Genomic DNA, 14,661 nt, shown 5'->3' with positions numbered 1-14,661 from the left:
GTCTGGCAAAGGAATACTCATGGAACAAACTGAAAGTTCGTCAAAACTCCCCGATACCAAGGCAGTACTTGCCTTTCTGGCTGAGACGTTCCCGCAATGCTTTACCCTCAAGGGCGAAGCCAAACCGCTGAAAATCGGTATTTTTCAAGACTTGGCCGAGCGCCTAGATAGCGACGAGCGGGTCTCCAAGACCCAGCTGCGCATGGCGCTGCGCCACTACACCAACGCCTGGCGCTACCTGCGTAGCGTCAAAGCCGGTGTAGCGCGGGTGGATCTGGACGGCGCCGATAGCATCGCCGTTACCGACAGCGAAGCCGAGCACGCCCAAACCAGCCTGCATGAGTCCATGCGTAAGGCCGGTGTCGATCCGGACAAAAAGCCCCAGCGCAAACCCAATGATAAAAAGGCGCCGCGTAAACCGGCTGCTAGCGCCAAGCCCAAACCCCGCCAGGCACCGCGCCTGGACATCAACGCCCTGAAAGTGGGTGACGATGTGCGGGTGGTTGGGGGCCAGCGCCCTCTGCCTGGTACTGTGGTAGCCGTTGATAAGGATTCTGTGCAGGTTCAGCTGGTTACCGGCATGGTAATGCATGTAAAGGGCGAGCACTTGATCGCCGCCAAGGGAGAGTAACGGATGGTAAAGGTGATTCGACTGGCCGCGTTGACCGCGGCCATGGTGTCCACGTTCAGCTATGCGGTGGCACCCACCCTCGGTGAAGATGCGCTGCCCAAGTTGGCACCAGAAGCACAGCACGCGACAGAGACCAAGCGGATCACCACTTTGCTGCGCCGCTCCCACTACAAGCATTTCTCGCTGGACGACAAACTGTCCGGCGAGATCCTCGACCGCTACCTAAAAGATCTCGACTACAACCGCAGCATCTTTTTGCAAAGTGACATCGACGGTTTTAAAAAGCGGTACGCCACCCAAATCGATAACGACCTTATCGACGGTGACAACAGCTGGGCCTACGCCATCTACGACCTTGGCATGAAGCGCCGCTACCAGCGCTTTGCCTATGCCTTGTCGCTGCTGGATAACCCCATGGGCTTTGATACCGAAGACAAATATGTCTACGACCGTACCGAAGCCCCCTGGCCCAAGGACGAGGCCGAGCTTAACGAAATTTGGCGCGAGCGCGTCAAATACGACGAGCTCAACTTGAGCCTGACCGGCAAAAAATGGGACGAAATCAAAGACACCCTGACCAAGCGTTACAATAACGCCATCAAGCGTCTTAGCCAGTCCCAGAGCGAGGATGTCTACCAGTTGGCCATGAATGCCTTTGCCAACCAGGTAGAGCCCCACACCAGCTATATGTCTCCCCGTAGCGCCGAGCGTTTTGACGTGGAGATGAACCTGCAACTGGAAGGCATTGGCGCGGTATTGCAGTCCATCGACGACTACACCGTGATCGCCTCTTTGGTTAAAGGTGGCCCGGCCGATAAATCCGGCGAGCTTAAGCCCGAGGACAAAATCATTGCCGTAGGGCAGGGCAGCAAGGGCGAGATGACCGACGTGGTCGGCATGCGCCTTGACGACGTGGTCGAGCTTATCAAGGGCAAAAAAGGCTCCAAGGTGCGCCTGGAAGTGCTGCCTGGTGGCTCGGTCTCAGCCAAGCCCAAGACCGTTGTCATTGAGCGTGACAAGGTGCGCCTGGAAGACCGCGCCGCCAAGGGCGAGGTTTACACCATTCCCTACGGCGAATACAAAGGCCAGAAGGTGGGCGTGATTAACGTGCCGAGCTTCTATGTGGGCCTGTCTGCCGACGTGAAAAAAGAAATCGCCAAACTGAAGAAAGACAAGGTTGGCACCATTATCATGGACCTTCGCGGTAACGGCGGCGGCGCGTTGACCGAAGCCTCGGCCCTGACCGGCCTCTTTATCGACGAAGGCCCGGTGGTGCAGGTGCGTAGCGCCAATGGCCGGGTGGATGTGGAAGGCGATTCCGACGGCGAAGTGGCCTACAGCGGCCCGCTGACGGTGCTGATTGACCGTTACAGCGCCTCTGCGTCGGAGATTTTCTCGGCGGCGCTGCAAGACTACGGCCGCGCCCTTATCATCGGCCAGAACTCCTACGGTAAAGGCACAGTGCAGCAGCATCGTGGCCTTGGCCGCCTGTACGACATGTTTGACAACAAGCTGGGCTTTATCCAGTACACTATTGCCAAGTTCTACCGCATCAATGGCGGCAGCACCCAGCACAAAGGGGTGGAGCCGGATGTCCTGCTGCCCCCGGAAATCGACCCGGATAAAGTAGGCGAGAGCACCAACGACAACTCACTGCCCTGGGATCAGATCCCCCCGGCCGATTACCAGCCGCTGGCCATGGTCAGCCACACCGCCGAGCTGCAAAAACTGCACGACGCGCGCATGGCCAAAGATCCCCGCTACGCTTATATCCTTGATGACATTAAGGAATATAACGCCCACAAAGCGGACAAGACGGTGTCTTTGAATAAAGCCGACCGGGAAAAGGAACGTAAGGACGACGAAGCCAAACGCCTGGAGCGCATCAACTCCTGGGCCACCTTTGAAGGCAAGCCGACTTACAAGACCCTGGACGACGTGCCCAAGGACTTCGAGCTTCCCGATGTGGATCTGGCTGAAGCCGCCCGCATCACTCTCGACTACGTCAAAGTCGATGACTTAGCTAAAAAATGAGATAAGGCCCCGATTTTGGGGCCTTTTTTTTTCTGGCTGCTCTGTTAGGGTTTTAACGAACAATAACAACAAGGACGGCCAATGCAGCAAACCAACAGCAAAAAAGGCGGGACTACCCGCTGGTCGAACCGCTTCGCCTATATCCTCGCCGCCACCGGCGCCGCCGTGGGCCTTGGCAATATCTGGAAGTTTCCCTACATCACCGGTGAGAACGGCGGCGGCGCCTTTGTGCTGGTGTACCTCATTTGTATCCTGCTCATTGGCATACCGGTGATGATGGCGGAAGTGGCCATCGGCAAATACGGGCGCCGCACTCCCGGCAAATCCACCAGCGAAGTGGCCAAAGCCTCCGGCAAACCGGCCTTTTGGGGCTTTGTGGGCTGGATGGGGGTGATAAGCGGCTACCTTATCTTGTCCTTTTATGTGGTTATTACCGGCTGGGGCTTGGCTTATATCTTCAAAGCCGGGGCAGGGGACTTTGGCAATGGCGACCCGGCGGCGGTGCAGGCACTGTTCAAAGGGCTGACCTCTAACGGCTGGGCGCTGCTGGGCTGGACCAGCTTGGTGGTCCTTGGCACGGTGCTGGTGATAGGCAAAGGCGTTAAAGCCGGCCTGGAGCGAGCGGTATCGACCCTGATGCCCATTTTGTTTTTGCTGCTGCTGGTGCTGGCCGGTTACGCCGCCAGTGAAGGGGATTTTGCGGCGGCCCTGCACTTCATGTTTGACCCGGATTTTTCCAAACTCACCATCAACGGCGTGGTGGTGGCCCTGGGCCATTCCTTTTTCACTTTGAGTCTGGCCTCGGGGATCATGATCATGTACGGCGCCTACCTGCCAGAAGGGGTGTCCATCGCCAAAAGCTCACTGTGGATAGCCTTTTTCGACACCTTAGTTGCGCTCATCGCCGGCATGGCCATTTACCCCATCGTCTTTGCCCACCACCTGGCGCCGGGGGCCGGCCCGGGGCTTATCTTTCAGACCCTGCCCATCGCCTTTGGCCAGATGCCGGGCGGGCGCCTGGTGGGGGTGTTGTTTTTCATCATGCTGGTGTTTGCCGCCTTTACCTCGGCGCTGGCGCTGATTGAATCGTCGGTAGCCTGGCTAGTGGAAAAACGCGGCTTTAGCCGCTGGGGCGCCGCCATCACCGCCGGTTTGGGGATTTGGCTGCTGTCTCTTGGCACCATCGCCTCGGTGGCAGAGCTGCCCATCGCCCAGTTTGCCGGCACCGATTTCTTCTCCGCGCTTGATTACCTGACCGCCAATATCCTGCTGCCCATCGGCGGCCTGGCCATTGCCGTCTTTACCGGTTGGGTGGCCAATAAATCCTTGATAGCCGACATGATTGACGCCCCGGCGGTGTTCAAGAGCTGGTACCCGGTCATCAAATTCCTGGCGCCTGTCGCCATCTTGCTGGTGTTCCTGCAACTTGTTGGGATCATCAACCTGTAGTCAGGGCGGCCCCTGCCGCCTTTTATAAAGAGAGCCCGATGAAAGCCGAAATAAAAGCGCCTTCCTTGCTGGACGCCATCATCCCGGTGGTGGTCCTTATTGCCTTGCTGGCAGCGTCGGTGACGCTGTTCCATGACGATTCCTCCTACGGCCCCAACCAGATAGCGCTGCTGCTCTCTGCCATGGTGGCCGCCATCATTGCCCTTAAAAACGGCCACCAGTGGCACGACATTGAAAAGGGCATCATCAAGGGCATCAGTATTTCCCTGGGCGCCGTGCTCATCCTGCTGGCAGTGGGCGCTCTTATCGGCACCTGGCTGCTGGCCGGCACCGTGCCGAGTCTGATTTACTTTGGCCTGAAAATATTAAACCCGTCGATTTTCTATGCCGCCACCTGCCTTATCTGCGCTGTGGTGTCCCTGGCTATTGGCTCGAGCTGGACTACCGCCGCCACCATTGGCGTGGCGCTGATGGGGGTGGCCGGGGGCCTTGGCCTGTCGCCGGCCGCCACCGCCGGCGCCGTGGTCTCCGGCGCCTACTTTGGCGATAAAATCTCGCCGCTGTCTGAAACCACCAACCTGGCACCAGCGGTGGCTGGCTCGGATTTGTTCTCCCACATTCGCCATATGATGTGGACCACGGTGCCGTCTTTTGTACTGGCGCTCATTATCTTCATGCTGCTGGGCCTTGGCAGCCAAGGCGACGCCTCCAGCGAGCGCATCGATGCCATCCTTACCGGCCTTACTCAGAACTTTGATATCTCGGCTTGGCACCTGGTGCCGCTGGTGGCCTTGCTGGTGATGGCCATGCGCAAGATGCCCGCCTTCCCGGCGGTGTTCATTGGCGCGCTGCTGGGGGGCGTGTGGGCGCTGTTATTCCAGGGCGAGCTGGTGCATCGCCTAGGGGGCGAGGGGCTGGTGGCCAGCCTTAAGCTGGTGTGGACCACCCTTTTTAACGGTATCAGCATCGAAACCGGCAATGCCACCCTCGATAAGCTCCTCTCCGGCGGCGGCATGAGCTCCATGCTCAATACCGTTTGGCTTATCATGTGCGCCATGAGCTTTGGCGCGGTGATGGAGCGCACCGGGCTGCTGACCCGCCTTATTCGCGGCCTGCTAGGGGCGGCCAAAAGCGCCGGTAGCCTGATTGCCGCTACCATCGCCACCTGTATCGGCTGCAATATCCTCACCGCCGACCAATACATGGCTATCGTCATGCCCGGCAGAATGTTCAAGGAAGAGTACGAGCGGCGCGGCCTGGCGCCGGTTAACTTATCTCGCTCCCTCGAAGATGGCGGCACCATTACCTCGCCTCTGGTACCCTGGAATACCTGCGGCGCGTACATGCATTCTGTTCTGCATGTTTCCCCGGCGGACTATATCTTTTATGCTTTGTTCAATCTCATCAACCCGGTACTGGCGGTGATATACGCCTACCTGGGTGTCAAGATCCTCAGGCTCAGTCCCCCTGCCGCGGGACCTGCGCAGTAACCTGTTCCAAGCCCGGCATTGCCGGGCTTTCCTTTCAAAGGAGTAGGCATGGCCAACAAGCCGGTAAAACGATTGGCGGATTACAAAGCCCCCGCATTTCTCATCAGCGCTCTCGACCTCACCTTTGAGCTGCACGATACCCAAACCCGGGTCACCGCCGTCAGTACCTTGACCAAGAACGGCACCGACCCCTTGCTGCGCCTGGACGGCGAGCAGCTGGAGCTGGTGTCAGTAGAGCTGGACGGCAAAGCCGTTACCCCCCGTTTTGAAGAAGGCCAACTGGTGATTGAGGTGGCAAAAGACAGCGCCACCTTGAAAATCGTCACCCAGATTGACCCCACCGCCAATACCGCCCTTGAGGGGCTGTATCGCTCCGGCGGCGCTTTTTGTACCCAGTGCGAGGCCGAAGGCTTTCGCCGCATCACCTATTTTCTCGATCGCCCGGACGTGCTGGCCGTCTACACCACCAAGGTAATAGCCGATAAAGCGCAGTATCCGCAGCTCTTGTCCAACGGCAATCTGGTGGAGAGCGGCGAGCTCGAAGGTGGCCGCCACTTTGCCACCTGGCACGACCCGCACCCCAAGCCTTGTTATCTCTTTGCCCTGGTAGCCGGGGATTTTGACCTGTTGGAAGACAGCTTTACCACCGCCAGTGGCCGCGACGTGCTGCTGCAAATCTTCGTGGATAAGGGCAGGCGAGTGCAGGCCCGCCACGCCATGGAGGCGCTGAAATTCTCCATGAAGTGGGACGAAGACACCTACGGCCTCGAGTACGACCTCGACCGGTTCATGATTGTGGCGGTGGATTTCTTCAACATGGGCGCCATGGAAAACAAAGGCCTTAACATCTTCAACGCCAAGTACGTGCTGGCCGATGACGACACCGCCACCGATCAGGACTTTGACAACATCGCCGCCATCATCGCCCACGAGTACTTCCACAACTGGACCGGCAACCGGGTAACCTGCCGCGACTGGTTCCAGCTCAGCCTCAAAGAAGGCCTGACGGTATTTCGCGACCAGCAGTTCAGCAGCGACTGGGCCGGCTCCAGCGCCACCCGCATCAAGGAAGCCCAGGTGATCCGCACCTTGCAGTTTGCCGAAGACGCGGGCCCCATGAGCCACCCCATCCGCCCCTTAGAAGTGGCGGAGATGAACAACTTTTACACCGTGACCGTGTACAACAAGGGCGCCGAAGTTATCCGCATGCTAAATGGCCTCTTGGGTAAGGCGGGTTTTCGGGCTGGCATGGATCTCTACTTCAAGCGCCACGACGGCCAGGCGGTGACCTGCGACGACTTTGTGGACGCCATGGCCGACGCCAACGACGTGGATCTCAGCCGCTTCAAAGGCTGGTATCGCCAGTCTGGCACCCCGGTGCTGACGGTAAGAGAAATTTGGGAAAACGGCCACTACGGCCTCAAGCTCAGCCAGTTGACCCCGCCCACCAGCGATCAGGCCGAAAAAGGCCCGCTGCCGCTGCCTTTTGCCATCGAGCTCTTGGGCCACGGCAAGGACGTGTTGCAGCTGCAAGACGCCGAGCAGACCTTTGCCCTTGGTCAGTTTGATGAAAAGCCCATTCTCGCGCCCCTGTGCGGCTTCTCGGCGCCGGTAAAATTGGTGTTTGAGCAGTCCGACGACGAACTGGCGGCCCTGATGGAAAAGGCCAGCGACGGCTTTGTGCGGGTGGACGCCGCCGAGCGGCTGTTGCAGCGGCTGGTGGCTGCCTGGCTGCAAGGGCAAGAGCACCCGGCCCTGGAGCTGTGGCTGCGTTCCTTGCACGGCATTGCCACCCGGCCTTTGACCGACGCCTTCCTGGACGCCGAGCTCTTTAAGGTGCCGTCGGTGAACGCCATGCAAGGCTGGTTTGAGCAAATCGACTTGGACGGCCTGGTGGCAGCTCGCCAGCGCCTTCGCAGCCAAGTGCGCGAGCGGCTCTTTGCGGTGCTGCACGACCGTTACCAGATGGTCAAGGACGTCAAAGAGAAGGGCGCCCGCGCCCTTACCAACAGCCTGCTGACCTTGCTGGCCGAGCCCTTGGAGCAAGGGGTGTTTGACCGCTACCAGCAAGCCCGCAATATGACCGAGCGCCAAGGCGCCCTGGCCGCCGCGGTGGCAGGGGATCTGGCCAATAGCGACGCTCTTCTTGCCGATTTTGCCGAGCGTTTTGAGGATAACCCCCAGGTGATGGACAAGTGGCTGATGCTGCAAGGCCAGCGCAGCGGCGCCCTTAAACGCATGGGTAAAGTGATGGAGCACAGCGCCTTTAACTGGAACAATCCCAACCGCACCCGCGCCCTTATCGGCACCTTTATCGCCACCAACCCCGAGTGCCACACCGAGGCCGGTTACCAATGGCTTAGCGAGGTGCTGCCAAAGCTTGACGCCATCAACCCCCAGGCCACGGCCAGGATGGTGGGGCCCTTGCTGCAATGGCGCCGTTTTGACCAAAAACGTCGCCAGGGCCTGGAAGCGCTGCTCAAAGGCCTGCAAACCCCGCACACCTCGGCCGACCTTGGCGAGTTGCTGGGCAAAGCCCTTAAAGGCTAAGGATGCGTCAGTTCACCCTGACGGTGGATTTTGACTACGGTCCCTTGGAGGCCGCCTACCGGCGGCCCGATACCCGTATTCTGCTGCGCGCCGACGGCGGCCAATTGCTGTCGGTGCCGTTTCGCCACCTGCGCCCTTATGTCACCCTGGCTGGGCTGCACGGGCGCTTTGCCCTGGAGCTCGGGCCAAACAACGACGTAGTCCGTTTTTACGCCCTGCCTTAGCCTTTGATACCTTTTTGCCATTACCGCCGTTAATGGCACTTTGACGTGAGCGTAAACCTTCCCTGGCAAGGGCACGCCAGCCCTTGTTTTTACTGGCCTGGAAGTGAGGTCAAACCAGTGCTTTGGCAACCGGCATTTTTGCTGGACGCCCCTCGCAACCTGCTGTGGAAAGGCATAGAATTGTTCGTGCTTTCAAGCATTACCGCTTGGCGGTCGCTTGATACTAGGCAACCCAATTCCACTCACATCACGGGGTAAGCGGATTTTCCGCTTTGCAGTACCTAAGGGAAGAGAGTCACATGGCACTGATAGACGGTCATTCGTCCGTACTGCTTGATAACGTTTGCAAACTCATTGATTCCAAAGTTCCTTCCGATCGCGCCCCGCTCATCACCAGCTTTGTCCAGAAGATCTATGGCACCATGTCGGTGGACGACTTTTCCGGTCGTAACGATGCCGACCTCTATGGCGCCGCCTTAAGCCTCTGGAATGCCTTGAATAAGAAAAAGGTCGGTGAGAGCTATATCCGCGTCTTTAATCCGGAAGTGAGCCGTGACGGCTGGCAGTCGAGCCACACCATCATCGAAATCGTCCACGACGATATGCCGTTCCTGGTGGACTCCATTCGCATGGCCCTTAGCCGCCATGCCATTACCTCGCACCTGATGCTGCACATTCCGCTGGCCTTTGCCCGGGACAAGCACAGCCAGGTGACGGCGCTGCGCCGCTTGTCAGAGCAAAAGAAAAGCGACAAGGCCGAGACGGTGTTCCTCATCGAGGTGGACCGCCTGACCGAGCAGAAGGTGATAGACAACCTCACCGACGAGCTGCGGGTGGTGCTGGCCGATGTCACCCTGGCGGTGACCGATTGGCAACCCATGCAAGAGCGCATGGACGAGGTTATCGGCCGCATTGAAAACACCCAACTGCCGGTAGAACAAGAAGAAAGGGCAGAGGTGGACGCCTTCTTAAAGTGGGTGAACGACCACAACTTTACCCTGATGGGCTATCGCTATTACGCCATCGAGCCGGTCAAGGGCGACTATGAGCTGCGCCCGCAAATCGACTCCAGCCTCGGCCTGATGCGCGCGTCCAAAGAAGTGCACAAGCGCAGCCTCTCGGCCCTTGGCGAAAGCGCCTGGGAAGAAGCCTTAAGCCCACATCTGCTGGTGCTCACCAAAACCAACTCCAAATCCCGGGTGCATCGCCCCGCTTATATCGACTACATCGGTATCAAGCGCTTTGACGCTGACGGCAATGTGGTGGGCGAAGACCGCTTTATCGGCCTGTACGCCTCCAGCGTCTATAACAACTCGGCCATGCAAATTCCGATGATCCGCAAGAAATTGCAGCGGGTGCTGGAAAACTCCGGTTTTGCCACCGGCAGCCACGCCTACAAGGCGCTGATGAACATCCTGGAAACCTATCCGCGCGATGAGCTTATCCAGGCCAAGGAAGAAGAGCTGATGCAAGTCGGCCTTGGCGTGCTGCAGATGCAGGAGCGGGACCGTACCCGGCTCTTTATCCGCAAGGATGTCTTTGGCCGTTACTACTCCTGCATGGTGTATGTGACCAAAGAGCGGTACAACACCCAGCTGCGGATCGCCACCCAGCGCATCCTGGCCCAGGCCCTGGGCTCCTCAGAGGAAGTGGAATTTACCACTTATTTTTCCGAATCCGCCCTGTGCCGCACCCATTATCTGGTGCGGGTCAAGGACGCTGACAAAGATATCAACGTGAAAGAGATAGAAGCGAACCTCATCGAAGCGGCCCGCAGCTGGGAAGACAAGCTGGAAGCGGCCTTGTTGTCTATCCACGGCGAAGCCAACGGCAAAAAGCTGGCCCGTAAATACGTGCAGGCCTTCCCCCGTTCCTACAAGGAAGAAGTGCTGCCCAGCACCGCCGCCGTCGACATCGCCCAGCTCGAAGCCCTGAGCGAAGAGCACCAGCTTGGCATGCTGTTCTACCGCCCGCAGGAATTTCGTAACCCGCGCCTGGTGAAACTCAAGCTGTTCCATATGGACCAGCCGATTTACTTGTCCGACGTGATGCCGATGCTCGAAAACATGGGCCTTCGCATCATCGGCGAGCGCCCTTGCGAAGTGCGCACCAGTGACGGCAAGCCGTATTGGGTGCTGGATTTCTACATGGAGCTGACCGGCGCCAAGGAGCTGAACCTCGAAGAGAGCCAGCACCGTTTCCAAGACGCCTTTGCCAAGGTGTGGAGCGGCGACTTCGAAGACGACGGCTTTAACAAACTGGTTTTGGGCTCAGGCCTGACTGGCCGCGAAGTGGTTATCCTGCGCGCCTTTGCCAAGTACATGCGCCAGATTGGCTCTTCTTTCAGCCAGTCTTACATCGAAGAAACCCTGGTGCGTTACCCGCATCTGGCACAGATGCTGGTGCAGCTTTTTACCAAGCGTTTCGACCCCAAAAAGCCGGCGGCCGAAAAGACCCTGGAAAAACTGGTTGGCCAAATCAACGAGGAGCTGGATCAAGTCTCCAACCTCGATGACGACCGTATCATCCGCTCCTACGTGGAGCTTATCAGCGCCACATTGCGCACCAACTTCTTCCAAAAGAGCAAGGACGGCAACGAGAAGCCGTACATCTCCTTCAAGATGAAGCCGGACATGATCTCCGACATGCCGCTGCCGTTGCCGGCCTTTGAGATCTTCGTCTACAGCCCGCGGGTTGAAGGTGTGCATCTGCGTGGTGGCAAGGTGGCCCGTGGCGGCCTGCGTTGGTCTGACCGCCGCGAAGACTTCCGCACCGAGGTATTGGGCCTGGTAAAAGCCCAGCAGGTGAAGAACACCGTTATCGTCCCTGTGGGCGCCAAAGGCGGCTTTGTCTGTAAAAAGCTGCCCACCACCGGTGGCCGCGAAGCCTTCCTCAACGAAGGCAAAGAGTGCTACCGCACCTTTATCCGCGCGCTGTTGGACATCACCGACAACATTGTCGGCGGCGACATCGTGCCGCCGGTTGACGTGGTGCGCCACGACGAAGACGACCCTTATCTCGTGGTAGCGGCCGACAAAGGCACTGCCACTTTCTCCGACATTGCCAACGGCATTGCCGAAGAATACGGCCACTGGCTGGGTGACGCCTTTGCCTCTGGCGGCTCCGTGGGGTACGACCACAAGAAAATGGGTATCACTGCCCGTGGCGGCTGGGAGTCGGTCAAGCGCCACTTCCGGGAAATGGGTATCGACTGCCAAACCACCGACTTTACCGCTACCGGTATCGGTGACATGGCCGGCGATGTGTTTGGTAACGGCATGCTGCTGTCCAAGCACACCCGCCTGCTGGCCGCCTTTAACCACATGCACATCTTCATCGACCCGGAGCCGGATGCCGCTTTGAGCTTTGCCGAGCGCGAGCGCCTCTTTAACCTGCCCACCAGCACCTGGGACGATTACAACAAAGAGCTTATCTCTGAAGGCGGCGGTATCTTCAGCCGTAGCCTCAAGGCCATCAAACTCAGCCCGCAGATGAAGCGCATGCTCGACACCAAAAAAGTCAGCATGACCCCTAACGAGCTGATGAAAGCCATCTTGCAGATGGAAGTGGATCTGCTGTGGAACGGCGGTATCGGTACCTACGTGAAAGCGGCCAGCGAAAGCAGCGCCGAAGTGGGCGACCGTGCCAACGATGCCATCCGCATCAACGGTGGCGAGCTGCGTGCCAAGGTAGTAGGCGAGGGCGGTAACCTGGGCCTGACCCAGCGCGGCCGTATCGAATACGCCCTGGGCGGCGGGCGCATCAACACCGACTTTGTGGACAACGTCGGCGGCGTGGATTGTTCCGATAACGAAGTGAATATCAAAATCCTTCTGAACACCCTGGTGCAAAGCGGCGACATGACCCGCAAGCAGCGCGACAAGCTCTTGTACGACATGACCGACGACGTGGCCCGCATCGTGCTGGAAGACTGCTACGAGCAGACCCACTCCATCTCCATTACCGAGCTAAAAGGGGGCAGCGCCCTTAAAGAGCAAAGCCGCTTTATCCAAGAGCTGGAAAAAGCCGGCAAGCTGGACCGCGCCTTGGAGTTCCTGCCATCTGAAGACGAGCTGGCCGAGCGCGCCGCCCAAGGCAAAGGCCTGACCCGCCCCGAGCTGTCGGTACTGACCGCTTACAGCAAGATGGTCCTCAAAGAGATGTTTAACGTGGCGGAGATCACCGAAGATGCCTACCACTCCAAACTGCTCAAGGCCAACTTCCCGGCGCTGATCCAAGACCAGTTCAGTGATGCCATGGCTAACCACCCGCTGCGCGGCGAAATCATCGCTACCCAGCTTGCCAACCGCATCACCAACGACATGGGCCTGAACTTCGTGCACCGCATGATGGACGAAACCGGCGGCACCGCCGTGGACATCGCCCACAGCTACGCCATGGCCGCGGCCATTTTCGACCTGCGCCGCCTCTGGGCTGAAGTAACCGCTCTGGATAACGTCATCGCCAGCGATGTGCAGTCCGGCTTGCTGTTCGAGCTGCGCCGCACCATTCGCCGCGCTACCCGCTGGTTCCTGCGCCATCGCAACAAGTCCATGACCATCGAAGAGGGGGTTGCCTTCTACAAGGACGGCGTTGAGAAAATCAAAGCCAACTTGCTGGGTTACATGGTGGAAGACGAAGCCGAGGGCATTCGCGCCGAGGCAGAGCAACTGGTAGAAGCCGGTGTGCCCAAGTCTCTTGCCTATGAAATCGAGCAGCTTTCCAGCCTGTTCTGCGTGATGGATATTGCCGAAGTGGCCCAGCAGCAGCAGTTGCCCCAGACCCTGGTGGCCAACAGTTACTACAAACTGGGCGCGCAACTGGGCCTGCACTGGTTCCTCGAGCAGATCATCGGCCAGCCGGTTACCAACCACTGGCAAGCCCTGGCCCGCGCCTCCTACCGCGAAGAGCTGGACTGGCACCAGCGCCAGCTGACCGCCGCCGTGCTGCAAAGCTGCACCGACGACAGCTGCCCGGTGGAAGATGTGGTGGAGCAGTGGATTGAGGGGCATGAAGCCATCCTGACCCGCTGGAACCAGATGCTGTCTGAGTTCCGCACCAGCCAAACCCACGAGTTCGCCAAGTTCTCGGTGGCGCTGCGTGAGCTGGGCATCCTTATTCACCACTGCCAGCCGGCCACAGCCGCCTGATTTTGTGGGTATAATGCAAAACCTCGGCCTGGTGCCGAGGTTTTTTTTGGAGGTGACATGTATTCCTTGCTTAAGCCCTTGTTGTTTCGGATGGACCCGGAGCGTTCCCACGATCTGACCCTTGGCCAGTTGGCCTGGCTGGGTAAAAGTCCCCTCAAAGGGCTCATTGCGCAATCGGTTGCGGATAAACCGGTTGAACGGATGGGGCTGACCTTTAAAAACCCGCTGGGTTTGGCGGCGGGCCTGGATAAAAACGGCGCCTGCATCGACGCCTTTGCCGCTATGGGCTTTGGCTTTATCGAAGTGGGTACCGTCACCCCGCGCCCCCAGGCCGGCAACCCCAAACCCCGTTTGTTCCGCCTACCGAAAGCCAATGCCATCATCAACCGCATGGGCTTTAACAACCTCGGCGTCGATAACCTAGTCAACAACGTCAAAGCCGCCAACTACCGGGGCATTCTCGGCATCAACATCGGCAAGAACAAAGACACGCCGGTTGAAAAGGGCACCGAGGACTACCTAATCTGCCTGGACAAAGTCTATGGCCACGCCTCCTATGTGACGGTAAACATCTCCTCTCCCAACACCCCCGGGCTTCGCAGCATGCAATACGGCGAAGCCTTCGACGAGCTGCTGTCTTCGGTCAAGGCCCGCCAACTGGCGCTTGCCGACCAGCACGGCCGCTACGTACCGGTGGTGGTGAAAATCGCCCCCGACATGAACGATGAAGAGCTGCAGTCGGTGGCCGATTGCCTGCGCCGCCACCATATGGACGGGGTGATTGCCACCAACACCACCCTGGCCCGCACCGGTGTCGAGCACCTTAAACACGGCAGCGAAGCCGGTGGCCTTTCCGGCCGGCCGGTGCGCGCGCTCAGCACCCAAACCGTAACAAAACTCAAGGGCATGCTGGCCGGCGAGCTGCCCATTGTCGGGGTGGGCGGTATAGATTCTGCGCAAAGTGCGCAGGAAAAACTCAATGCCGGGGCCGATCTGTTGCAGATCTATACCGGTTTTATTTATCAAGGGCCCGCGCTGGTAAAGGCGATCGTGGACGGGATCGAATGATCGCGCCGCGATCCTGAACGATTTTCAAAAAACCTTTAATTTTCAGGATCATGCTGTATAATTTT

Annotated in this window: 8 protein-coding genes; all 8 read left to right on the top strand. The window is 58.7% G+C overall.

Translation table 11 applies throughout. The features are described 5' to 3' along the window. The first annotated feature begins 19 nt into the window (after positions 1 to 19). The 8 genes from proQ to pyrD all read left to right on the top strand — a co-directional run bounded on the left by proQ (position 20) and on the right by pyrD (position 14,596). Positions 20 to 631, top strand: a complete 612-nt coding sequence (proQ, locus tag EDC28_RS08940; RefSeq protein ID WP_050658203.1) for an RNA chaperone ProQ — start codon at positions 20 to 22, stop codon at positions 629 to 631. Between the two features lie 3 nt (positions 632 to 634). Then, entirely contained in the window at positions 635 to 2,665 is a 2,031-nt protein-coding gene (prc, locus tag EDC28_RS08935; RefSeq protein ID WP_123421369.1) for a carboxy terminal-processing peptidase, read from the top strand. Between the two features lie 81 nt (positions 2,666 to 2,746). After that, on the top strand, positions 2,747 to 4,114 hold the full coding sequence (locus EDC28_RS08930; protein WP_123421368.1) for a sodium-dependent transporter: 1,368 nt from the start codon (positions 2,747 to 2,749) through the stop codon (positions 4,112 to 4,114). A 38-nt stretch (positions 4,115 to 4,152) separates the two neighbouring features. Further along, positions 4,153 to 5,604 (top strand): Na+/H+ antiporter NhaC, encoded by a 1,452-nt coding sequence (nhaC, locus tag EDC28_RS08925; RefSeq protein ID WP_050658200.1) that lies wholly within the window; start codon positions 4,153 to 4,155, stop codon positions 5,602 to 5,604. 48 nt (positions 5,605 to 5,652) lie between these two features. Further along, a complete protein-coding gene (gene pepN, locus EDC28_RS08920; RefSeq protein WP_123421367.1) occupies positions 5,653 to 8,154 on the top strand; it encodes an aminopeptidase N in 2,502 nt (833 codons plus the stop codon). Positions 8,155 to 8,156: 2 nt separating this feature from the next. Further along, positions 8,157 to 8,378: a DUF2835 family protein gene (locus tag EDC28_RS08915; protein ID WP_050658198.1), complete on the top strand. Its 222-nt coding sequence runs from the start codon at positions 8,157 to 8,159 to the stop codon at positions 8,376 to 8,378. A 299-nt stretch (positions 8,379 to 8,677) separates the two neighbouring features. Continuing rightward, on the top strand, positions 8,678 to 13,528 hold the full coding sequence (locus EDC28_RS08910; RefSeq protein WP_123421366.1) for an NAD-glutamate dehydrogenase: 4,851 nt from the start codon (positions 8,678 to 8,680) through the stop codon (positions 13,526 to 13,528). 57 nt (positions 13,529 to 13,585) lie between these two features. Next, positions 13,586 to 14,596 carry a quinone-dependent dihydroorotate dehydrogenase gene (pyrD, locus tag EDC28_RS08905; protein ID WP_123421365.1) on the top strand — a complete coding sequence of 337 codons (1,011 nt, stop codon included), beginning with the start codon at positions 13,586 to 13,588 and terminating at the stop codon, positions 14,594 to 14,596. Positions 14,597 to 14,661 lie beyond the last annotated feature (65 nt).

Source organism: Gallaecimonas pentaromativorans, from assembly GCF_003751625.1.
GTDB lineage: Bacteria > Pseudomonadota > Gammaproteobacteria > Enterobacterales > Gallaecimonadaceae > Gallaecimonas > Gallaecimonas pentaromativorans.
This window is presented reverse-complemented; position numbering and strand designations above follow the sequence as displayed.

Coding starts and splice junctions, on each gene's coding strand:
- proQ (WP_050658203.1), top strand. CDS start 20: ATGGAACAAACTGAAAGTTCGTCAAAACTCCCCGATACCAAGGCAGTA.
- prc (WP_123421369.1), top strand. CDS start 635: ATGGTAAAGGTGATTCGACTGGCCGCGTTGACCGCGGCCATGGTGTCC.
- EDC28_RS08930 (WP_123421368.1), top strand. CDS start 2,747: ATGCAGCAAACCAACAGCAAAAAAGGCGGGACTACCCGCTGGTCGAAC.
- nhaC (WP_050658200.1), top strand. CDS start 4,153: ATGAAAGCCGAAATAAAAGCGCCTTCCTTGCTGGACGCCATCATCCCG.
- pepN (WP_123421367.1), top strand. CDS start 5,653: ATGGCCAACAAGCCGGTAAAACGATTGGCGGATTACAAAGCCCCCGCA.
- EDC28_RS08915 (WP_050658198.1), top strand. CDS start 8,157: ATGCGTCAGTTCACCCTGACGGTGGATTTTGACTACGGTCCCTTGGAG.
- EDC28_RS08910 (WP_123421366.1), top strand. CDS start 8,678: ATGGCACTGATAGACGGTCATTCGTCCGTACTGCTTGATAACGTTTGC.
- pyrD (WP_123421365.1), top strand. CDS start 13,586: ATGTATTCCTTGCTTAAGCCCTTGTTGTTTCGGATGGACCCGGAGCGT.